This is a genomic window from Streptomyces sp. 11-1-2, from assembly GCF_003595545.1.
GTDB classification, from domain to species: domain Bacteria; phylum Actinomycetota; class Actinomycetes; order Streptomycetales; family Streptomycetaceae; genus Streptomyces; species Streptomyces hygroscopicus_B.
In genome coordinates, this window is the sequence record NZ_CP022545.1 from 8,247,233 (window position 1) to 8,270,301 (window position 23,069).

13 protein-coding genes are annotated in these 23,069 nt (G+C 72.1%); 3 read left to right on the forward strand and 10 right to left on the reverse strand.

The features are described 5' to 3' along the window. Positions 1-67: 67 nt before the first annotated feature. The 9 genes from CGL27_RS35460 to CGL27_RS35495 all read right to left on the reverse strand — a co-directional run bounded on the left by CGL27_RS35460 (position 68) and on the right by CGL27_RS35495 (position 7,945). A complete protein-coding gene (locus CGL27_RS35460; protein ID WP_240451034.1) occupies positions 68-1,129 on the reverse strand; it encodes an aliphatic sulfonate ABC transporter substrate-binding protein in 1,062 nt (353 codons plus the stop codon). A gap of 297 nt (positions 1,130-1,426) precedes the next feature. Continuing rightward, positions 1,427-2,794 (reverse strand): GTP-binding protein, encoded by a 1,368-nt coding sequence (locus CGL27_RS35465; protein ID WP_078644504.1) that lies wholly within the window; start codon positions 2,792-2,794, stop codon positions 1,427-1,429. Positions 2,795-2,796: 2 nt separating this feature from the next. Further along, positions 2,797-3,735, reverse strand: coding sequence for a sulfate adenylyltransferase subunit CysD (gene cysD, locus CGL27_RS35470; RefSeq protein ID WP_078644506.1), 939 nt, complete (start codon positions 3,733-3,735; stop codon positions 2,797-2,799). Between the two features lie 130 nt (positions 3,736-3,865). Beyond that, entirely contained in the window at positions 3,866-4,456 is a 591-nt protein-coding gene (gene cysC, locus CGL27_RS35475) for an adenylyl-sulfate kinase (RefSeq protein ID WP_203348552.1), read from the reverse strand. Beyond that, positions 4,438-5,136, reverse strand: a complete 699-nt coding sequence (locus CGL27_RS35480; RefSeq protein WP_078644508.1) for a phosphoadenylyl-sulfate reductase — start codon at positions 5,134-5,136, stop codon at positions 4,438-4,440. The genes cysC and CGL27_RS35480 overlap by 19 nt, the downstream gene beginning before the upstream one ends. Beyond that, positions 5,133-5,318, reverse strand: coding sequence for a hypothetical protein (locus CGL27_RS35485; RefSeq protein WP_014055605.1), 186 nt, complete (start codon positions 5,316-5,318; stop codon positions 5,133-5,135). Before CGL27_RS35485 ends, CGL27_RS35480 begins: the two co-directional genes overlap by 4 nt. Continuing rightward, on the reverse strand, positions 5,315-7,009 hold the full coding sequence (locus tag CGL27_RS35490; protein WP_078644509.1) for a nitrite/sulfite reductase: 1,695 nt from the start codon (positions 7,007-7,009) through the stop codon (positions 5,315-5,317). Before CGL27_RS35490 ends, CGL27_RS35485 begins: the two co-directional genes overlap by 4 nt. A gap of 226 nt (positions 7,010-7,235) precedes the next feature. Next, positions 7,236-7,319: a putative leader peptide gene (locus tag CGL27_RS53635; RefSeq protein WP_309471194.1), complete on the reverse strand. Its 84-nt coding sequence runs from the start codon at positions 7,317-7,319 to the stop codon at positions 7,236-7,238. A gap of 92 nt (positions 7,320-7,411) precedes the next feature. Next, the gene (locus CGL27_RS35495; protein ID WP_119991870.1) at positions 7,412-7,945 is read right to left on the reverse strand and encodes a GNAT family N-acetyltransferase; all 534 of its coding nucleotides are present in this window, start codon (positions 7,943-7,945) and stop codon (positions 7,412-7,414) included. 73 nt (positions 7,946-8,018) lie between these two features. Here CGL27_RS35495 and CGL27_RS35500 point away from each other — a divergent pair, with 73 nt between their 5' ends. From CGL27_RS35500 to CGL27_RS35510, 3 genes are all read left to right on the forward strand, one after another. Then, complete coding sequence (locus CGL27_RS35500) at positions 8,019-9,251, forward strand: helix-turn-helix domain-containing protein (RefSeq protein WP_162953139.1); 1,233 nt, start codon at positions 8,019-8,021, stop codon at positions 9,249-9,251. Positions 9,252-9,459: 208 nt separating this feature from the next. Beyond that, positions 9,460-10,014, forward strand: a complete 555-nt coding sequence (locus tag CGL27_RS35505; RefSeq protein ID WP_078647738.1) for a hypothetical protein — start codon at positions 9,460-9,462, stop codon at positions 10,012-10,014. 206 nt (positions 10,015-10,220) lie between these two features. After that, the gene (locus CGL27_RS35510) at positions 10,221-11,555 is read left to right on the forward strand and encodes a YihY/virulence factor BrkB family protein (RefSeq protein WP_240450742.1); all 1,335 of its coding nucleotides are present in this window, start codon (positions 10,221-10,223) and stop codon (positions 11,553-11,555) included. Between the two features lie 76 nt (positions 11,556-11,631). Here CGL27_RS35510 and CGL27_RS52455 read toward each other — a convergent pair whose 3' ends face one another. After that, on the reverse strand, positions 11,632-23,046 hold the full coding sequence (locus CGL27_RS52455; RefSeq protein ID WP_240450743.1) for a type I polyketide synthase: 11,415 nt from the start codon (positions 23,044-23,046) through the stop codon (positions 11,632-11,634). Between the last annotated feature and the right edge of the window lie 23 nt (positions 23,047-23,069).

Genomic DNA, 23,069 nt, shown 5'->3' on the forward strand with positions numbered 1-23,069 from the left:
GTCACCTCCTGATGGATGCGTACATGCGTGTACATGCGTACGGTGCGTACGGGGACGAACAGGGCGGCTACTTGGCGCCGAGACCCGCGTCGGAGACGGTCGGCTTGCCCTCGGCCTTGAGGACCTTGTTCAGCGGGGCCAGGTCGTAGATGCCCTTGAGATCGGGCTTCTCCAGGAGACCTGCCTGGACCGCGTGGGCGGCCTCGGTGTTCAGCGTCGAGGCCAGGGGGTCGTCGATGGCCTGGATGGACTTCCACGCCGGGTCGATCACCTCGGCGGGCAGCGGCTTGCCGGTCTCTTCCTTGAGCGCCGCGTTGGCCGCGTTCTTCGCCTGCTCGGGGTTGGCCTTGATGAAGGCGTTGGTCTTCACCGAGCCGCGCAGCACGGCCTCGACGACCTTCGGGTGCTCCTTGAGGAACGACTGCTTCACGATCAGGTTGGTGATCACGAACTTCTTGTCCGGCCACAGCGAGGATTCGTCCAGCAGCACCTTGCCGCCGTCGGCGACCAGCTTGGACGCGGTCGGCTCGGGCACCCACCCGCCGTCGATGGCACCGGACTTGTACGCGTCGGGCGTCACCTTGTTGTCGCTGCGGACCACCGACACATCGCCCTTGCCGCTCTGGGCGTCGACCTTCCAGCCCTTGCTCGCGATCCAGTTGAGGAACGCCACGTCCTGGGTGTTGCCGAGCTGCGGGGTGGCGATCTTCTTGCCCTTGACGTCGTTCAGTGTCTTGATCTTCTTCGGGTTGACCACGAGCTTGACACCGCCCGAGACCGAACCCGAGATGATCTTGAGGCTGGAGCCGTGGGACTTCACATAGCCGTTGATGGCCGGCGACGGGCCGATCCAGCCCATGTCGATGGAGCCCGCGTTGAGCGCCTCGATCTCCGACGGCCCGGCGTTGAAGATGTACGGCGCGACCTTCGTGCCCTTGAGCTCCTGCTGGATCGGGCCGCCCTTGCGCAGCCCCACCAGGGCGGTGGCGTGGGTGAGGTTGGCGAAGTAGCCGACCTTCACCTTGTCCAGGCCGTCGACCTTCTCACCGCCTGCCGCGGGGACCGCTGAGGATCCCGTCTCGTCGGACTTCTTCTCCGATCCGTAGCCGCAGGCGCCCAGCGCGCCCATCAGCAGGGGAAGGACGGCCGCCGCCGCCAGGAGCCGGGTGTGGCGGCGGGGGCGCTTGGCTGGTCGCGGGGAGAGCAGGCGCTCGGCAGACGACACGGAGGTGTTCCTCTCGACGGGCCGGGGCGGCGTCAGAGGACGCCCGGCAGATCAGACGGTTTTCGGCGGCGGTGCTGGACAGGGGCGGACTGCGGCGTCAGCGCACACATCGTCCGACCCCGCCCTGACCGCTGCCGAGCGCCCCGCTGCCTACGCGGCCGCCCTCCTTGGCGAACGTCGAGAACACCTCACCGGCCATCGTCAGAAGTCCCATCCCTCGTCGTCCCGCGCCGCCTCGGCACCGTCGGCCGACGCCGCGAAGGAGTCGCCCGCCATCCCGGCGGTCAGCGTGGTGCCGTCGGCCGGGTCGATCAGCAGGAAGGAACCGGTGCGCCGCGAGTCCTCGTACGCGTCCAGCGCCAGCGGCTCGGACGTACGGAGCACGACCCGGCCGATCTCATTGGCGGCCAGCTCACCCGGTGCCGGGTGGTGCGACAGATCGGCCAGCGTCAGCCGCGACGGGATGTCCTTGATGATCGCCTTCATCGTGCGGGTGGTGTGCTTGAGCAGCACCCGGTCACCGACGCGCAGCGGACGGTCGTGCAGATGGCAGACGGTGGCCTCGACGTCCTGGGTGGTCTCCGGGGCGTGGTCGCTCGGCGCGATCAGATCCCCGCGCGAGATGTCCAGGTCGTCGGCGAGCGTGACGGTCACCGACTGCGGCGCCCACGCCACGTCCACCATCGCGCCCAGCGCGTCGATCCCGGTGACGGTGCTCGTCCGGCCGGACGGCAGCACGGTGACGGCGTCGCCCACGCGCAGCACACCGGAGGCGATCTGGCCCGCGTAGCCGCGGTAGTCGGGGTGCTCGCTGGTCTGCGGACGGATCACGTACTGCACCGGGAAACGCGCCGGGTCCTGGGACGGGTCGGTGCCCACCGGCACGGTCTCCAGGTGCTCCAGCACGGTCGGGCCGCCGTACCAGTCCATGTTCGCCGACGGGGTCACCACATTGTCCCCGGCGAGCGCAGAGATCGGGATGGCGGTGATCTCTGGGACGCCCAGCGAGGCCGCGTAGGTCGTGAACTCCTCGGCGATGGCCGCGAAGACCGGCTCCGCGTAGTCCACCAGGTCCATCTTGTTGACGGCGAGGACCACATGCGGGACCCGCAGCAGGGCGGCGACCGCGGCATGCCGCCGGGTCTGCTCCACCACGCCGTTGCGCGCGTCCACCAGGACGACCGCGAGTTCGGCGGTGGAGGCGCCGGTGACCATGTTGCGGGTGTACTGCACATGGCCGGGGGTGTCGGCGAGGATGAACCGCCGCTTGGGAGTGGCGAAGTAGCGGTAGGCGACATCGATGGTGATGCCCTGCTCCCGCTCCGCGCGCAGCCCGTCCGTCAGCAGCGCCAGATCAGGCGCCTCCTGGCCACGGCTGCGCGAGGCGTGCGCCACGGCCTCGAGCTGATCGGCCAGTACCGACTTGGAGTCGTGCAGCAGCCGGCCGACCAGGGTGGATTTGCCGTCGTCCACCGAGCCCGCGGTGGCGAAGCGCAGTTGCGAGGTGGCCGCGGACCGCTCCACGGCGGCCGCGGCGGCCTGCTCCTCGGACGTCAGATTGCTCGTCATCGTTAGAAGTACCCCTCGCGCTTGCGGTCCTCCATCGCGGCCTCCGACAGCTTGTCGTCGGCGCGGGTCGCACCCCGCTCGGTCAGCCGGGAGGCGGCTATCTCATCGATGACCTGCTCAATGGTCACCGCGTCCGACTCGACGGCACCGGTGCAGGACATGTCGCCCACGGTGCGGTAGCGCACCATGCGCCGCTCCACGGTCTCGTCGTCCTTCGGACCGCCCCACTCACCGGGCGCCAGCCACATGCCACTACGCCGGAAGACCTCGCGCTCATGTGCGTAGTAGATCTGCGGCAGGTCGATCTTCTCCCGGGCGATGTACTGCCACACGTCCAGCTCGGTCCAGTTGGAGAGCGGGAAGACCCGGACATGCTCACCGGGGGAGTGGCGGCCGTTGTAGAGCTGCCACAGCTCCGGACGCTGCCGCCGCGGGTCCCAGCCGCCGAACTCGTCCCGGAGGGAGAACACCCGCTCCTTGGCGCGGGCCTTCTCCTCGTCCCGGCGGCCACCGCCGAAGACCGCGTCGAAGCGGTTCTTCTCGATGGCGTCCAGCAGCGGCACCGTCTGCAGCGGATTGCGGGTCCCGTCCGGGCGCTCGCGCAGCCGGCCGTCGTCGATGAACTCCTGGACCGAGGCCACATGCAGCCGCAGGCCGTGCCGGGCGACCGTGTTGTCCCGGTAGTCGATGACCTCGGGGAAGTTGTGGCCGGTGTCCACGTGGAGCAGCGAGAACGGCACCGCCGCCGGGGCGAACGCCTTGAGCGCGAGATGGAGCATGACGATGGAGTCCTTGCCACCGGAGAACAGGATCACCGGCCGCTCGAACTCACCCGCCACCTCACGGAAGATGTGCACCGCCTCGGACTCCAACGCGTCCAAGTGCGCGAGCGCGTACAGGCCCGCGCCCTCTTCCGCGTTGATCGCCGTCACGGTCGTCATGCCGCGCCCCTTTCGTTCGCTCGGCTGCGGTAGTAGCTTCCCGTCATATCGGCGGATTCCTCGCCGTGGGCATGGCCCCCGGGTGCGGGGAGCGCCATGGCCCGCGTTGCGATGGCCGCGCGTGCGTGGCTCACAGCAGTCCCCGTTCACTCAACAGCAACCGCACCTCGGCCGCCGACTCCTGCACGCTGTTCCTGTGGGTTTCGATGCGCAGATCCGGGTCGGCAGGGGCCTCGTAGGGGTCGTCCACACCGGTCAGTCCCGAGATCTGGCCCGCGGCCTGCTTCGCGTACAGCCCCTTGACGTCCCGCTCCGAGCACACCTCCACCGACGTGGCGACATGCACCTCCAGATACGGGGTGCCCTCGCGCTGGTGGCGCTTGCGCACCGCCTCGCGGCTGTCCACGTACGGCGCGATGACCGGCACCAGCACCGTGACGCCGTGGGAGGCGAGCAGCTCGGCGACGAAGCCGATGCGCTGGACGTTGGTGTGCCGGTCCTCGCGGGAGAAACCGAGCCCCGAGGAGAGGAACTCGCGGATCTCGTCACCGTCGAGCACCTCCACCCGGCGCCCCTCGCCGCGCAGCCGCTCGGCCAGCGCATAGGCGATCGTGGTCTTTCCCGCGCTCGGCAGACCGGTCAGCCACACCGTGGCACCGGTGGTCGTGGGGGCGCTCATCTCGTTCTCCTGGTCGACAGCCATCAGCCGTGCAGCCCGCATTCGGTTTTATTGCTCCCCGCCCAGCGGCCGGACCGGATGTCCTCGCCCTCCAGAACCCGGCGGGTGCAGGGCGCGCAGCCTACCGAGGGATAGCCGTCCATCAGCAGGGGGTTGGTCAGCACACCGTGCTCGGCGATGTAGGCGTCGACATCCGCTTGGGTCCAGCGGGCGATCGGGGAGATCTTCACCTTACGGCGCCGATCGTCCCAGCCAACGACCGGGGTATTGGCGCGGGTTGGCGATTCGTCCCGACGCAATCCCGTGGCCCAGGCGTCATACTCCCGCAACCCCTCCTCAAGGGGCCGCACCTTGCGCAGCGCGCAGCACAGGTCGGGGTCGCGGTCATGCAGCCGGGCGCCGTATTCGGCGTCCTGCTCGGCCACCGTCTGACGGGGGGTCAGGGTGATGACGTTGACATCCATCACGGCGGCCACCGCGTCACGGGTGCCGATGGTCTCGGGGAAGTGGTAGCCGGTGTCGAGGAAGACCACATCGACACCGGGGAAGGCGCGGGAGGCGAGATGCGCCACCACCGCGTCCTCCATCGAGGAGGTGACGCAGAAACGCGATCCGAAGGTGTCCGCCGCCCAGCGCAGGATCTCCAGCGCGGGGGCGTCCTCGAGGTCGTGGCCCGCCTTCTCGGCGAGCCCCTCGAGGTCGGTGTGCGCAAGCCGGGTCATATCGCCGTGTCCCCTTCATCGATCGGGTCGCGCCGCAGGCCCTTGGCCAGCAGCCCGAGGAACGACAGGCGGAACGCTCGATTGCAGGACGCGCATTCCCACGCGCCATGCCCCTCCTCCGATGGACGCAGATCCTCGTCCCCGCAGTAAGGGCAGTAAAAGGGCGCGGCACGCTCGCTCATTTGAGAGCCTCCTCACTGGCCCGTGCCGCCCAGGTGGCGAAGCGCTCGCCGTCCTCGCGCTCCTTCTGGAAGCGGTGCAGCAGCCGCTCCACATAGTCGGGGAGTTCGGCGGCGGTGACCTTCAGCCCGCGCACCTTGCGGCCGAAGCCCGGCTCCAGGCCCAGGGCGCCGCCCAGGTGCACCTGGTAGCCCTCGACCTGCTCGCCGTTGGCGTCCATGACGAGCTGGCCCTTGAGACCGATGTCCGCGACCTGGATACGGGCACAGGCGTTCGGGCAGCCGTTGAGGTTGATGGTGATCGGCTCGTCGAACTCGGGCAGCCGGCGCTCCAGCTCATCGATGAGCGAGGAGCCGCGCCCCTTGGTCTCGACGATCGCCAGCTTGCAGAACTCGATCCCGGTGCAGGCCATCGTGCCGCGCCGGAACGGGGACGGCTTGACCTGGAGGTCCAGCGCCTCCAGCCCGGCGACCAGCGGCTCCACCTGGTCCTCGGCCACATCGAGCACGATCATCTTCTGCTCGACAGTGGTGGTCAGCCGCCCGGAGCCATGCGCCTCGGCCAGGTCGGCGATCTTGGTGAGGGTCGCCCCGTCCACCCGGCCGACGCGCGGCGCGAAGCCCACGTAGTAGCGGCCGTCCCGCTGGCGGTGGACGCCGATGTGGTCGCGCCACCGCTGGACGGGCTCCTCGGGCGCCGGGCCGTCGGACAGCGGGCGCTTCAGGTACTCGTCCTCCAGCACCTGGCGGAACTTCTCGGGGCCCCAGTCGGCGACCAGGAACTTCAGCCGGGCGCGGGTGCGCAGCCGCCGGTAGCCGTAGTCACGGAAGATGGAGACGACCCCGGCCCAGACCTCCGGGACGTCCTCCAGCGGGACCCAGGCGCCGAGCCGGACGCCGATCTTGGGGTTGGTGGACAGACCGCCGCCGACCCACAGGTCGAAACCGGGGCCGTGCTCGGGGTGGCGCACCCCGACGAACGCGACGTCGTTGATCTCGTGCACCACGTCGAGCACCGGGGATCCGGAGATCGCGGTCTTGAACTTGCGCGGCAGGTTGGAGAACTCCTTGCTGCCGATGTAGCGGCGGTGGATCTCGTCGATGGCGGGGGTGCCGTCGATGATCTCGTCCTCGGCGATCCCGGCGACCGGGGAGCCGACGATCACGCGTGGGGTGTCGCCGCACGCCTCGGTGGTGGACAGCCCGACGGCCTCCAGGCGCTTCCAGATCTCGGGCACGTCCTCGATCCGGATCCAGTGGTACTGGACGTTCTGCCGGTCGGTGATGTCCGCGGTGCCGCGCGCGAACTCCTCCGAGATCTCGCCGACGACGCGGAGCTGCTCGGTGGTCAGCCGGCCGCCGTCGATCCGGACGCGCATCATGAAGTGCTCGTCGTCCAGCTCCTCCGGCTCCAGGATCGCGGTCTTGCCGCCGTCGATCCCGGGCTTGCGCTGGGTGTACAGACCCCACCAGCGCATCCGGCCGCGCAGATCGGCGCCGTCGATGGAGTCGAATCCGCGATGGGCGTAGATCGTCTCAATGCGTGTCCGCACATTGAGACCGTCGTCGTCCTTCTTGGTCTGCTCATTGCCGTTGAGGGGGGTGAAGTGCCCCGCGGCCCACTGGCCTTCGCCGCGGTGGCGTCCGGCCTTGCGGCGGGGCGTTGCGCTTGCGCGTTCCGGGGTGGCAGCCATGGCGGTGTGTGTCCTTCTGAGCGACTCTGGTGCGGCGGGCGGTACGTCGGCGCGCACCGTCTGACCTGCGCGTGCGCAGGCGGGCAGGGTGTACGGCGGTGGCCGGTGCGAGATGCGGCGGGGAGATGTCGAGGCGCGCGCGCTCGCCCACGTCGTCGGGGGCGGCGAGGGGTGCGGGGGATGCGGAGGTGCTGCCCGGGGCTTCAGTGCCCTGTGAAGGTGCGGGTCAGCCCGCCGGACAGATGGCGCTGGACATGCGGCCGAGGTCGACGTGGCGTCGACTCACCAAGGCAATTCCAGCTCGAGACATGACGGAAGCGTCGCATGGTGGTCTCTGGCGAGTCCACCTTTATCCACTATGCGGACGAATCTGTCTCGCATCGCAAGACGCTGTGGTGTTGGTCACTCCTCGTCCGCGGTCTTGACGTCGAAGACCCGAAAGCCCCGGCGGCGGTAGTTGTCCAGCGCGTACGGCCCGTCCTTGCTGCAGGTGTGCAGCCACACCCGCTTGGTCGGCACGCGGTCCGGCCAGCGGTCGGCCATGTCCCAGGCGCGGGAGGTCCCCCAGGTCAGCAGGTGCCCGCCGATGCGGCGGCCCCGGAAGGCGGGCAGCAGACCGAAGTACACGATCTCCACCACGCCCTCGTCCTGGCCCTCCAGCTCGATGTACCCGGCCGGGGTCCCGCGCTCGTACGCCACCCACGTCTCCACACCGGGCCGGTGCAGATGCTCCTCCCACGCCTCACGCGACCACACCAGCCGGTCGGTCCACGACACGTCCGAGCCCACCGAGGTGAAGAGGAAGTGGCTGAACTCCGGGCTCGGCACCTCGGCCCGGGCGATGCGCACCCCCGCCGCGGCGGGCGGCTCCTCCGCCGGGCTGAGATCCGAGGGAGCGGTCTGCTCCAGGTGCCAGGTGGTCACGGTGATGCTCATGGTGGACAGATAACCATGGACGCCGTTGACTCGCCTTGACGGGTATCGCTCAAGCGGGGAGGGCGGGGACGGGGTGTCCGGGACCGGGGATGTGGAGGAGTTCGCCGAGCTGTTGCGCGAGCTCAAGGGCAGGACGAACCGCAGCTACGCGGCGCTGGCGGCGCGTAGCGGGGTCAGCGGCTCGGCGCTGCACCGCTACTGCTCGGGGACGAGCGTGCCCGGCGACTACGAGGTGATCGCGCGCTTCGGCAAGGTGTGCGGGGCCAGTAGCGAGGAGCTGCTGGAGCTGCACCGGCGCTGGGTGCTGGCCGACGCCGAGCGCAAACGGGACGTCTCCCGCGCCCCGGCCGCCGTATCCGCATCCGCCGCCCGCACGGGGCCCGCCGCGTCTGCCGTCCCGGCCGTCTCACGGGGCGAGACGGGGGCGGGGCCGGATGCCGAGACGGGAGCGGGGGCGGAGTCGGAGACCGGCGGCGTATTGCCCGAGCCGGGGCCGGAAGCGGGGCCGGAGCCTCTGGTCCCGGCTTCTGCCCCGGAGTCGGCCCCGGAACCCGGGTCTGACCCGCCGCCGTGGCGCCGTCGGCCACTGATCGCCGTGCTCGCCCTGGCCGTGCTCACCGCCGGGGCGGCCGTCGTGCTGTTAGTGGGCAAGGCGCTGACGTCCTCGGACGGCTCGGACGGGGCCTCGGACGATCGGCTGCTGCTGTCCTCCCGCTGTCCGGTCGTGGTGAGCATGGGGCAGTCGGACGGGTGTGTGCATGAGCTCCAGTCGCTGCTCGCCCGCGCGGGCGGCGAACTCGACATCGACGGGGCCTTCGGACCGGCCACCCAGATGCGTGTCGTGGTGTTCCAGCTCCGCAGCGGGCTGACGGCGAACGGTTCGGTGGACGAGCGGACGAAGCGGGCGCTCTACGAGAACGAGGGGAAGCCGCTCGACACCTGGACGCCCGAGCGGGTCACCCGGCGCATCCGCGAGGTCTTCACCGAGGACCCCGAGCGCGCGGTCGGCATCGCGGACTGCGCCTCGTATCTCGATCCCCTCTACACCCTGCCCAACTCCAACGCCACCCGGAACTGGGGCGTCTTCCAGCTCTACGACGGCACCCTGCGCAAGCTGGGCGGCACCCGGGAGCAGGCGCTGGACCCGGACTGGAACATCCGGGCGGCCCATCGGCTGTGGGCGCTCACCCATGACTTCAGCGCCTGGAAAGCCTGCGACCGCGCCTATCGTGCCGGATCGAAGGGGGACAAGGGCGCCGAGAAGTCCAAAGCGGTTGAGGAGAGCAAGGCGGCCAAGGGGCGCTGATCGCCGCTCTCAGCGCCGCCCGGCATCCCATCGGCCATCCCAGCGCCCGCCGTCTTCGCAGGTCGCGGACGGTTTCCGATCCCGCTGTCCCGATTTCCCCAGCCGGTCGCCCGCCCGACCCGGAGGGCTGGGATCGTGCTGCCGCCGTCCCAGACGGCCCACGGATCCGCAAATGACGGATCCGCAAATGAAGGAGACGAAGACGACCATGGCTGTGACCAGCACCCGGATCAGACTCGGCGCCCTGCTCGGCGGCGCGGTCCTCGCCACCACCGGCGTTCTCACCGCTCAGAGCGCGGTGGCCGCCCCCAGCGCCCCCGTGGCCTCCGACACCTCCTCGGCCGTCGCGGCGGCCAAGCTCAGCCACTCCGACGCGGCGAACCGGCTGCGCGGCGCCGGGATCTCCTGGACCTCCAGCGGGGGCTGCTCGGACCGTAACAACTCCACCTGCACCTCGTTCGAGCAGATCAACCTGACCAGTGTGCAGGGTGCCATCACCCTCAAGGGGGCCAGCGGCTGCGCGCTCACCATCACCGGCGGCACGGAGACCGGGCACGCCTCCGGGACGTACAGCCACTGGAACGGCTACAAGCTGGACTTCAGCCCCACGAGCTGCCTCAGCAACTACATCACCGGCACCTTCACCAACATCGGCCCGCGCCCCGGTGACGGCGCCCAGCAGTACAAGTCCGGCTCGGGCAACGTCTACGCGCGCGAGAGCAACCACTGGGACGTGACCTACTACAACTGCGGAGGCTGCTGACTCGCGGCCGCACGCTCCCACCGGCCGTCCGGACGGCTGCAACGCGGCGCAACCTTTGCGCATGGCTGTATCCGGCACAGACAGTGGGCCCGGCGGGCGGAGGGTGGTGCCGAGTCGGCGCGGCATCCCCTCCGCCGACGCCTTTGCCAAAGGTTCGGCCTGGTCACCGGATGAGCGGCGGTGAACAGGCCCGATACGGTGAGAAGGTGCAGCCAGCAGAAGAAACACCGAAGCCGTCCGGCCGGCTCCGCAAAGCCCGCGCCCTGTACCGCAATGTGTCCAAGCGCCGGATGGCCTGGCTGCTGCTGAAGGACACCGTCGATTCCTGCATGGAGTACCGGGTCACCGGGCTCGCCGCCGAAGCGGCCTTCTTCACCCTGCTGTCGCTGCCGCCGCTGCTGCTCGGCCTGATCGGGCTGCTCGGCTATTTCGACGCGTGGACCAGCACCGACACGGTGGCCACCATCCGGCAGAACATCCTCGACGCCTCCGCGACCGTGCTGTCCGACCGGGGCGTCAAGGAGATCGCCCGCCCGTTGCTGGACGATGTCATCAAGGGCGGCCGCCCCGATGTGATCTCGCTCGGCTTCGCCATCGCCCTGTGGTCCGGCTCCCGCGCGGTGAACGTGTTCGTGGACACCATCACCATCATGTACGGGCTGGAGGGGCGGCGCGGGATCGTCAGGACCCGGCTGCTGTCGTTCCTGCTCTATCTGGTGGCGCTCCTGGTCGGGGCGGTGGCGCTGCCGCTGATGGTGATCGGGCCGGAGGCGGTGTTGGGCCTGCTGCCGTCCAGCGCGGACCCGGTACGGGTCCTGTACTGGCCCGTGGTGATAGTGCTGTCCATCGCCTTCCTCACCACGCTCTACCACGTGTCCGTCCCGGTGCGCTCGCCGTGGCGGGAGGACATCCCCGGGGCGCTGGTGGCCCTCGCGATGTGGGTGCTGGGCAGCTTTCTGCTGCGGATCTACCTGGTCCATACGGTCGAGGGCCCGACGATCTACGGCTCGCTGGCCGCACCCGTCGCGGTGCTGCTGTGGATCGGGGTGTCCGCCTTCGCGGTGCTGGTCGGGGCGGCGGTCAACGCCGCGATCGACCGGGTCTGGCCCTCGGTGGCCACGGCCGCCGGGCGGGCGGAGCGCGCCGCCCGTGCCCGGGAGGAGGCGGCCCGGCTGCGGGCGAAGGACCAGCGCACGGCGGACGACGGCGCGGCGGAGATCACCCCGCCGTCGGAGTTCCCCGAGCGCTGGGCCCAGTTCCTGCCGCACGGGGACATACGCTCCCGGCTGCACGCCAAGCGCGAGGCGGCGGAGAAGGCCGCCGGGAAGCCTGCGGGGAAGCCCCCGGGCAAGCCCTCGGAGTCGTCGGCCGGGAGGCCCGCCGGTCAGCCCCCGGAGCCCCCGGAGCCCCCGGAGCCCCCGGGGAAGGCGTCCGGGGAGCCCCGGACGCCCCGGCAGGCGCCGAGGCGTCCGGACGTACGGTCCGCGGCGGACGGCTCGGGCGGCGCCACGGACAGCACCGCGCCCAAGGGCACCGGCTGAAGCCCAGGTGGCCCCGCGCGTCCCGGCGGATGTCGAAACGGTCGGGGTCGGTCGGCGAAGCGCGCGGCTCGTCGGGTCACAGACCGCGTTCGGTGAGCCATTCCTCGATGGCGCCGGTGGTCAGGGGGAGGTGGTGTTCCATGATCGTGAAGTGGTCTCCCGGGGTGGCCTTGGCGGTGTGCGGGAAGGGCCAGGACGCGCGCCACGCGTCGCCCTCGAACCCCTCGTCCTGGTGGGGCATGGGCTCGGCCGCGCTCAGGAAGAACGTCGGGCTCTCGACGGGCCGCAGCACGCACTCCTCCATCAGCATGGCGTTGTAGCGCCCGCTCGCCGAGAGCTTCGCGCCGGTCAGCGCGAAGTCGCCCAGTAGCTGTTCCCGGGAGTCCAGGCCCTCGTTCAGCGCGATGTGGGTCTTCTCGGAGAACTGGTGGGTGGCCTCGAAGGTGTCGAGCAGCACGACCGCGCCGGGCGGCAGCCCCGCCCGCTCGGCCCGTTCCGCGAGGGCGTAGGCGAGCAGCCCGCCCATGGAGTGGCCGACCAGGACATAGCGCTCGGTGCCGATGGCGGCGCGCAGCTGGTGGAGGTGCAGTTCGATCAGGGCGTCGAAGCTGTCGGCCACCAACTCGCCTTCGAGATAGCCGGGGTTGACCAGCGAGAGGACATCCCGCCTGCTCTCGAACATCTGTGCCATCATTCCGTACTGGATCGGCCCGGCGGTGGCGGTGATGGCGGGCAGACACACCAGCGTCGCCCGGGTGCCGTCGCCACCGGCCATCTTCACCGGCGGGAGGGTGTGGCCGGCGGCGTCCTCGGCGGTGAAGGACGGCCGGAGCCGGCCCGCGGCCTGGATGAGCGCCATGCCCGCCGACTGGGCCCGGCCCATGGCGTACGCCTGGTGGTAGAGGGTGGTGAGGCTGTCGTAGGGGTCCGCCGCCGGGGCCGCGGTGGCCTTCGCCAGCTCCAGCTCAACGGCGGACGGGGGTGCGGAGGCTTTCGGCGGGGTCTGCTCCGGGGTGGCCTGCTCCGCGGGTGCGGGTTCCTCGGCCACCGGGACGCTCGGGCGGGTGGCGGCCGGGCTGACCGCCAACGTGGTCAGGTGTTCGGCGAGCAAGGTGGCCAGATGCCCGGCGAGCTGGTCCACGGTCGAGTGTTCGAACGTCGCCGTGGCCGACAGCCGGAGCCCCAGCAGCGTGGCGAGCCGGTCGCGCAGATCGATTCCGCGTACCGAGTCCATACCGAGCGCCAGGAACTCGGTGTCCGGGCCGATCTCCGCCGCCGCCTCGTGGTGGAGCACCGCGCGCAGCTGTTCCCGGACGAGCTCCGCCAGCAGCCGCTCCCGCTCCGTGGGCGTGGCGTCCAGGACGCGCTGGGCGGCGGCGGTGTCCTGCGGCCGGGGGCCGGGCCGCACGCGCCGTACGGGGCGGGCCGCACGCTCCTCCGCGGCCGCCTGCAGCCGGTCCGCGGACACCGGCCGCAGCGTCAACTCCTCGATGTGCGCGAGCGGCTGACCGTCACCGTCCGTGAGATGGACGCCGACGGCATCCGGTCCGGCGGCGGACAGCCGCACCCGTACGGCGGCCGGTGGAGTGGCGTCCGGAGTTTCCGGGGTGGAGTGCAGCCGGACACCGGTCCAGGAGAACGGCATCCGGATCGGCGCGCCCGCCGCCTCCGCCCGGTCGAAGAACCCGCCGAGGCCGATCGCGTGCAGGGCGGTGTCCAGCAGCGCGGGGTGCAGCGCGAAGCCGTCCACCGGGCCGCCACCGGCCCCCTCGCCGAGGGCCACCTCGGCGAAGACGTCCCCGTCGCGCCGCCAGGCCGCCCGCAGACCGCGGAAGGCCGGGCCGTAGTCGAAGCCGTCGGACGCCAGCCGGTCGTAGAAGCCCGTCAGGTCGACGGCGCGGGCACCGGGCGGCGGCCACACGGCCGCCAGCTCCGCGAACGCGGCCGGGTCGGCGCCGCCCTGGCCACCGTCCTCGCTGCTCGCGTGGCCGTCCGGTGCCACGACGGCCCGCACATGGCACGTCCAGCCGTCCGCCGTGTCCCCGGCCGCGGACTCGGGGCGGGAGTGCACGGTGAGCACCCGACGGCCCTCCTCGTCGGGCCCGCCCACCTGGATCTGGAGCTGCGCCGCCTCGGTGGCGGGCAGGAACAGCGGCTCCTGGAGGGTGAGTTCGGGCAGATACGGACAGCCGACCGCGCGCCCCGCGTACAGCCCCCAGTCGAGGAACACGCTGCCGGGCAGCACCACACCGCCCAGTACCGCATGGTCGGCGAGCCAGCGGTGCGTGGTCTGCGAGAGCCGCGCGGTGAACAGCACCGTGTCGCTCCCGGCCGGAGCCACCGCCCCCGCCAGCAGCGGATGGTCCACCGCCGTGAGCCCGGCGCCGCCCGCGTCCCCGGTGCGCTCGGGCGCGTCCAGCCAATACCGCCGCGCGCGGAAGGCGTACGTCGGCAGGTCCACCGGCCGCCCGCCCTCGAACGTGGTCGGCCACGCCACCGCGCCCCCGGCCACGAACAGCTCCGCGAGCGCGGTGAGCAGTCGTTCCCGGCCGCCCTCGTCCCGCCGCAGTGTGCCCACCGCCACGGCCGCGCGGGCCGCCGAGGTGTCCGGCGGCGTGTGCTCGATGGCCTGCTCGACCGTCTGCTCGATCCCCGGGATCAGCACGGGGTGCGGGCTCACCTCGACGAACACCGTGTGCCCGGCGGCGGCCAGGGCGCGTGTCGCCTGCTCGAATCGCACGGTCTCGCGGAGGTTCCGGTACCAGTACTCCGCGTCGGCGCTCGCACCGTCGAGGAGGGCGCCGGTCACCGTCGAGTACATCGGCAGCGCGCCGCGGCGGGGCGTGACGGGCGTGGCCAGCTCCAGCAGCCGCTCACGGATCCGTTCGACCTGCGGAGTGTGCGAGGCGTAGTCCACCGGGATACGGCGCGCCCGTACCCCGTCCCGTTCACACACCGCCATCAGCTCGTCCAGCGCCGCCGCGTCCCCGGCGACCACGGTCGAGCCGGGCCCGTTCACGGTGGCCACGCAGATCCGCTCGCCCCAGGGCGCCACCAGCTTTTCGGCCTCGTCCACCGGGCGGGGCAGCGAGACCATCCCGCCGCGCCCCGCCAGTTCGCTCCCGATCAGCCGGCTGCGCAGCGCGACGACGCGGGCGGCGTCGTCCAGCGAGAGCACCCCCGCGACGCACGCCGCCGCCAGCTCGCCCTGCGAATGCCCCACCACGGCGGCGGGTTCGACCCCATGGGACCGCCACACCCGCGCCAGGGACACCATGGCCGCCCAGAGCACCGGCTGCACCACATCGACCCGGTCCAGGGACGGCGCGCCCGGACGTCCGCGCACCACATCGAGCGGCGACCACTCGACATACGGGGCGAGCGCGTGGGCGCAGGTGGTGAGGGAGTCGGCGAACACCGGTGAGCTGTCGAGGAGTTCGGCCGCCATCCCGGCCCACTGCGAGCCCTGTCCGGGGAAGACGAACACCGGCCCCGACCGGTCGGCGGACGCGGAGCGTTCGGGGGACGCGGAGCGGTCGGAGGAGACGGAGTGTTCGGGGGAGACGGACCGCACCACGCCGGTGGCCGGTTCGCCACGGCCGAGCGCCGCCAGCCGGTCCAGGAAGTCCTCCCGGGTGCGGCCGATCACCACGGCGCGGTGGCCGAAGACGGCCCGGGACAGCAGCGAGCGGGCCACATCGACGGGCGCCAGGTCCGGGTCGGCGGCCAGCCGCGCCAGCAGCCGGCGGGCCTGGTCGCGCAGGCTGTCGGCGCTCTTCGCCGAGAGCACCCACGGCACGGCTACCCGTGTCGGTTCACCGGGGGTGTGGGAAAGGGGCGCGTCCGGCGCCTCCTCCAGGATCACATGGGCGTTGGTGCCGCTGATGCCGAACGACGACACCGCGCCGCGCCGGGGCCCACCGGCCGTGGGCCAGGGCTCGTTCTCGGCGGCCAGTCGCAGTGCCCCGGCCGTCCAGTCCACCTGCGCGGTGGGGCGTTCGGCGTGCAGCGTGCGGGGTACGAGACCGTGGCGCAGGGCCAGCACCATCTTGATGACACCCGCGACCCCGGCCGCTGCCTGGGTGTGGCCGATGTTGGACTTCACCGAACCCAGCACCACCGGCCGGTCGGCGGGCCGGTCCCGGCCGTACGTGGCCAGCAGGGCCTGCGCCTCGATCGGGTCGCCCAGCGGCGTGCCCGTCCCGTGTGCCTCGACCACGTCCACATCGGCAGGCATGAGGCCCGCGTTCGCCAACGCCTGCCGGATGACGCGCTGTTGGGCTGGGCCGTTGGGCGCGGTGAGGCCGTTGGACGCACCGTCCTGGTTGAGCGCGGAGCCCCGGACCAGCGCGAGCACCCGGTGGCCGTGGCGGCGGGCGTCGGACAGCCGCTCGACCACCAGCATGCCGACGCCCTCGGCGAAGCCCATCCCGTCGGCCTCGGCGGCGAACGCCTTGGAGCGGCCGTCGGGGGCGAGCCCGCCGACCCTGCTGAACTCGACGATCGGCCGCGGGGTCGCCATGACCGTCACCCCGCCGGCCACCGCGAGGGTGCATTCGCCCTGCCGGACCGCCTGCGCGGCCAGGTGCAGCGCCACCAGGGACGAGGAGCAGGCGGTGTCCACGGTGATGGCCGGGCCCTCGAGCCCGAGGGCGTAGGCGACCCGGCCGGTGGCCACGCTGCCCGCGCTGCCGTTGCCGAGATAGCCCTCGAAGCCGTCGGCCAACTGCTCGGGGAAGCGCGTGGCGTAGTCGTGGTAGATCAGCCCCGCGAAGATCCCGGTGGCGGTGGAGCGCAGGGTGGTGGGGTCGACGCCCGCGTGTTCGAACGCCTCCCAGGTGGTCTCCAGCAGCAGCCGCTGCTGCGGGTCCGTGGCCAGCGCCTCACGGGGCGAGATGCCGAAGAACTCGGCGTCGAAGTCGGCCGCGTCGTACAGAAAGCCACCGATCGTCGCGAAGTCCCCGGTGGCGCCGGGGCGGCCCAGCTCGGCGTGCCAGCCGCGGTCGTCGGGGAAGGAGCCCATGGCGTCCCGCCCTTCGGCGAGCAGCCGCCACAGTTCCTCGGGTGAGCGCGCCCCGCCGGGGAAACGGCAGCTCATGCCGACGATCGCGATCGGGTCGTCGTCATCGGCGGCCACGGTCGCACGGGCCGGGGCGGCGGGCCGGGCGGCGGTGGTTTCGCCGTCTTGCACCAGCAGCCGCAGCAGCTCGGCCACCAGTGCGGCCGGGGTCGGATGGTCGAAGACGGTGGTCACCGGAAGCCGCAGCCCGGTGGCCGTGCCGAGCCGGTTGCGCAGCTCCACGGCCGTCAGGGAATCGAAGCCCAGGTCCTTGAAGGAACGGTCCTCGGCCACCGCGTCACCGCCCTGGTGCCCGAGCACCACGGCGGCCTGGGCCCGTACGAGGTCGCTCAGCGTCCGTTCGCGGTCGGCCGCGGACAGTGTGGCCAGGCGATCCCGCAGACCGCCGCCCGTGGCCGTGTTGGCGGCGCCGCGCCGGACCGTCGTACGGACCAGTCCGCGCAGCAGCGGCGCGGGCTCGCCGTGGCGACGCAGCGCGGCGACATCCAGCCGCACCGGAACGCTGAGCGCACGGGGTGCCCGGATGGCCGCGTCGAAGAGCGCGAGACCCTGGTCGGCGGTGAGTGGCCGCACTCCCAGACGGCGCATCCGGTCGAGGTCGGTGGCGCCCAGGCCACCGGTCATCGCGCCGCGTTCACCCCACAGGCCCCAGGCGAGCGCGTGCGCGGGCAGGCCCTGATCACGGCGGTGCCGGGCGAGGGCGTCCAGAAACGCGTTGGCGGCCGCGTAGTTGCCCTGGCCCGCCGCGCCCAGCACCCCGGCGGCGGAGGAGCAGAGCGCGAACAGCGCCAGATCCCGGTCCCGGGTCAGCTCATGCAGATACCAGGCCGCGTCCGCCTTGGGGCGCAGCACGGTGTCCAGCCGCTCGGGGGACAGCGCGGAGACCACACCGTCGTCCAGCACCCCGGCCGCGTGCACCACACCGCGCAGCCGCGGCAGGCCGTCCAGCAGCGCGCCCAGCGCCGCACGGTCGGACACATCACACGCCACCACACGGGCCGTGGCGCCCAACTCTGCCAGTTCGGAGATGAGTTCGCGCGCGCCGGGAGCGTCCGGCCCTCGGCGGCCGACGAGGACGAGGTCGGTGACGCCATGGCCGGTGACCAGATGCCGGGCCACCGCCGAGCCGATGACCCCCGTGCCACCGGTGATCAGCACGGTGCCGTCGATCGCGTCCCGGGGCGGGGTGAGCACCACCTTCCCGGTGTGCCGCGCCTGGCTGACATGGCGGAACGCCTCCCGCGCGCGACGGGTGTCCCATGCCGTCACCGGCAGCGGCGCCAGCACGCCCGCCTCGAACAGCTCGGCGAGATGGGTGAGCATCGCGCCCAGCCGCTCCGCCCCGGCCTCGCCGAGGTCGAACGCCCGATAGCCGACGCCCGGCCACCGCGCTGCCACCTCATCGGCGTCCCGGACATCCGTCTTGCCCATCTCGACGAACCGGCCGCCGCGCGGCAGCAGCGCCAGCGAGGCGTCGACGAACTCCCCGGCCAGACAGTTCAGGACGACATCGACGCCCCGGCCACCGGTCTCGGCACGGAAGCGCTCGGCGAACTCCAGAGTGCGCGACGAGGCCACCCGCCCGGCCGGAACGCCCATGCCGTGCACCACGGGCCACTTCGGCTCGCTCGCCGTCGCGTACACCTCGACCCCGAGATGGCGCGCCAGCCCCACCGCCGCCATCCCCACGCCACCCGCGGCGGCATGCACCAGGACGGACTCGCCCGCGCGCACCCCGGCCAGCTCGACCAGGGCGTAGTACGCGGTCAGGAACGCGGCGGGCACCGACGCCGCCTGTGGATACGTCCAGCCGCGCGGCATCCGCACGACCATCCGGGCATCGGCCACCGCCACCGGGCCCGCGTACGCGCCCGACACCAGGCCCATCACCCGGTCGCCCACCGCGAGGCCGTCGACACCGGGGCCGATCTCCAGCACCACACCGGCACCCTCGGCGGCGAAGCGCCCGTCACCGCTGGGAACCACGCTGGGAACGACGCCCAACGAGGCGAGGACATCGCGGAAGTTGACGCCCGTGGCGCGTACCGCGATCCGTACCTGGCCAGCGGCCAGGGCTTCCTCGACTCCCGGAGCGGGCACCAGCCGCAGCCCCTCGACCGTGCCCCCGGTGTCCAGGTCCAGGCCCCAGGCCGCGGCCCCGTCGGGGACGGCCAGCACTCCGGGGTCCGACGGCGAGACCCGGGCCAGCCGTGGCACGGACACCGCTCCCGCGCGCACCACGAGCTCGGGCTCACCGGTGGCGAGGGCGGCGGTCAGCGCCGCCGCCGACTCGGGCGCACCGTCCAGATCCACCTGCGCGAACCGGCCCGGGTGCTCCGAACACACCGAACGCCACAGCCCCCGCACCCCGGCCAGCGCCAGATCGGCCCGCTCGCCCGAGAACCCCGCTACCGCGTTTCGGGTGACCAACGCCAGCCGGGCGCCGTCGAGTTCGGGATGGCTCAGCCACTCCCGCACCGTCTCCAGCACGGCCGCCAGCCGCTCCCGGCTCGCGGCGGGCACATCGGCGGCACCGTCCGGTGCCGACGCCGCGAGAGCGGGCAGCAGCACCAGCGGTGGCAAGGGTGTGCCCGTGCGTACGGCGTCGAGAAGCGCGGCAACGTCTGGGTGGACGGACGCGTCGGGTGCGGCGGGCAGGGCGGTGTCACCGAGCACCGCCAAGTGTTCCGTGGCCTCGGACGGCCGGAGCGGCAGCGGTGCCCACGCCACCTCGAAGAGTGAGTCGGCGGCCGGTCCGGCTGCCACCGTCAGCGCGTCGGCCGCCAGCGGACGCGAGACCACCTCATCGACGGTGAGGACCGGCAGACCGGCGAGATCCGTCATCCGCACCGAGATCCCGCCCGGCCCGGTCGCCCCCGTCCGCCCCGTCGGCGCCGTCCGCACCCGGGCGACGGTCGCGCCCGTGGCGTGCAGCCGCGCCCCGGAGAACGACAGCGGCATCATCCGCTCCGTATCGCCCTCCAACAGCGCCACCAGCCGCGTCTGCAGCGCCGCGTCCACCAGCGCCGGATGCACACCGAACCGCCCCACGTCACCGGCGGCGGACTCCGGAAGCCCCACCTCGGCGAACATCTCCTCGCCCCGGCGCCACACGGCCCGCACGCCACGGAACACCGGGCCGTAGCCATAGCCGTGGTCCGCCAGCCGCTCGTAGAACGCGCCGATGTCCACCGGCTCCGCGCCGGTGGGCGGCCACTGGGCCTCGGGCTCCGCGCCCATGTGCTCGTCGCCGGGCGGCGGCGGGGACGCCGTCAGCGTCCCCGTGGCATGACACACCCAGTCCGCCGGGTCGTCGTCCTGCCCCGGGCGGTGTGGCCGGGAGTGCAGCCGTACGGCATACGCGCCCCGCTCGTCCGCCGCGTCGATCGCCACCTGGAGGTCGAGGGCGGTGTCGTCGGACGGCACGCTCAGCGGGGCATGCAGGACGAGCTCCTCCAGCCGTTCGGCGCCCATGTGCTGCCCGGCCCCCAGCACGAGCTCCAACAGGGCCGCGCCCGGCACCAGGACCCGGCCCAGCACCGTGTGGTCGGCCAGCCATGGCTGCGTACGGCTGGAGAGCCGGCCGGTGAAGACGAACCCGCCGCCCTCGGCCATGCTCACCCCGGCCGCCACCAGCGGATGACCCACCACGGACAGCCCCGCGCCCGCGAGATCCCCGATTCGCTCCGCCGCCGAAAGCCAGTAGTGGTGGCGTTGGAAGGGGTAGGTGGGGAGGTTGGTTGGGGTGGGGGTGTGGGGGGTGAGGAGGGTTGGCCAGTTGGGTGTGAGGCCGTGGGTCCAGAGGGTGGCGAGGGTGGTGAGGAGTTGCTGGAGGCCACCGTGGTTGCGGCGGAGGGTGCCGGTGGCGTGGGTGCCGGTTTCTTGGATGGCGGTGGTGAGGACGGGGTGGGGGCTGGTTTCGAGGTAGAGGGTGTGTCCGTCGGCCTGGAGGGTGTGCAGGGTCTGATGGAAGCGGACGGGTTGGCGGAGGTTGCGGTACCAGTACTCGGCGTCGAGGGTTGCGCCGTCGATGGGGGTGGCGGTGACGGTGGAGTACATGGGGATGTCGCCGGTGCGCGGGGTGATGGGTGCGGCGAGCTGGAGGAGTTGGTCGCGGATGCGTTCGACGTGAGGGGTGTGGGAGGCGTAGTCGACGGCGATCGCTCGGGCCCGGATCCCGGTGGCTTCCGCTTGTGCCATGACGTCGGTGAGTGCGGTGGGGGTTCCGGCGATGACGGTGGCGGTGGGTCCGTTGACGGTGGCGATCCATACGTCGTCGTGGCCGGTCAGTAGCTCGTGTGCCTGGTCGGCGGGGGTGGTGAGGGAGACCATGCCGCCGTGTCCGGCGAGTTCCTCCGCGATGAGGCGGCTGCGGAGGGCGATGAGTCGGGCGCCGTCTTCGAGGGTGAGGGCACCGGCTACGCATGCGGCGGCGATCTCGCCCTGTGAGTGGCCGATGACGGCGGAGGGCTCGATGCCGAGCGAACGCCACACCTGCGCCAAGGACACCATGACGGCCCAGAGGGCGGGCTGGACCACGTCCACCCGTTCCAGCGCGGTGTCGTCGGAGGCCTCGCGCAGGACGTCGAGGAGGTTCCAGTCGATGTGCGGGGCGAGGGCCTGGGCGCATTGGTCGATGGACTCGGCGAACACCGGTGTGGTGGTGAGGAGTTCGGCGGCCATGCCGACCCACTGCGATCCCTGCCCCGGAAAGACGAAGACCGCGCCGGAGGGCGGTTCTGCCGGGGCCACTCCGCTGACCACATGGGCGGCGGGTTCGCCGGTGGCGATGGCGTCCAGGCCGGCCAGGAACGTGTCCCGGTCGGCGGCCACGACCACCGCCCGATGTTCCAGCGCGGCGCGGTGTTGTGCGAGGGTCCAGCCGATGTCGGCGGGATGCCGGTCGCTGGTGGCGGCGAAGGCGCGCAATTGCGCTGCCTGTGCTCGTAGCGCGGGCTCGGAGCGTGCGGAGATGACCCACGGCAGCGCGCCCTCGGTGGGCGTGGATTCGGTCGTGGTCTCTGCGCGTGGTGCCGCTTCGAGGATGACGTGTGCGTTGGTGCCGCTGACTCCGAACGAGGACACTGCCGCGCGGCGTGCCCGTTCGGCCTCGGGCCAGGGTGTGTTCGCGGTCACCAGCGTCACCGCGCCGGAGGCCCAGTCCACCTGCGGGGTCGGCTCGTCCACATGCAGGGTGCGCGGCACCACGTCGTTGCGCATGGCCAGGACCATCTTGATCACACCGGCCATGCCCGCCGCGGCCTGGGTGTGGCCGATGTTGGATTTCACCGAGCCCAGCAGCGCGGGGCGTTCGGCGGGCCGGTCCTGGCCGTAGGTGGTGAGCAGGGCCTGGGCCTCGATCGGATCGCCGAGCGCCGTGCCCGTTCCGTGCGCCTCGATCACATCCACCTCGGACGAAGCCACGCCCGCGTCGGCCAACGCGTCCCGGATCACCCGCCGTTGGGCGGGGCCGTTGGGCGCGGTGAGGCCGTTGGAGGCGCCGTCCTGGTTGACCGCCGTGCCACGGATCACGCCGAGCACCTGGTGGCCGTTGCGGCGGGCGTCGGAGAGCCGTTCCACCAGCAGCAGCCCCACGCCCTCCGCCGCGCCCATGCCGTCCGCGGCGGCCGCGAACGCCTTGCACCGGCCGTCCCGGGCCAGCCCCTGCTGCCTGCTGAACTCGGTGAACAGATCCGGTGTGGACATCACGGCGACACCGCCGACGACCGCCATCCCGCAGTCGCCGTTGCGCAGCGCCCGCACTCCCAGATGCAGCGCCACCAGCGAGGAGGAACACGCGGTGTCCACGGTGAGGGCCGGGCCGGTCAGCCCGAAGGTGTAGGCGATACGGCCCGAGACGACACTGCCCGCGACACCGGTCATGGCATGGCCCTCGACCTCCTCCGGGATCGCGGGCAGCCTGCTGCCGTAGTCATGGAAGCTGGCGCCGATGAACACCCCGGTCCGGCTGCCGCGCAGCGACTCCGGATCGATGCCCGATCGTTCGAACAGCTCCCAGGAGGTCTCCAGCAGCAGCCGCTGCTGGGGGTCCATGGCAAGCGCCTCACGTGGTGAGATGCCGAAGAAGTCGGCGTCGAACTCGCCCGCGTCATGGAGGAATCCGCCCTCGGCGGTGTACGAGGTGCCCGGCCGTTCGCCGTCCGGGTCGACCAGCGCCGCCAGATCCCAGCCACGGTCGGCCGGGAACCCGGAAATGGCGTCCCCGCCTCCCTCGACGAGCTCCCACAGCGCCTCGGGTGAGGCCACTCCGCCGGGGTAGCGGCAGCTCATTCCGACGATCGCCACCGGCTCACCGGCCGCCGACTCCGCCGCCCGCAGTTGCGCCCGCGTCTCCTTGAGCTCCGCGGTGACACGGGTCAGATAGTGGCGGAGCTTGTGCACATCGTCCATGTCGGTGCTCCATGCGAAGAGTC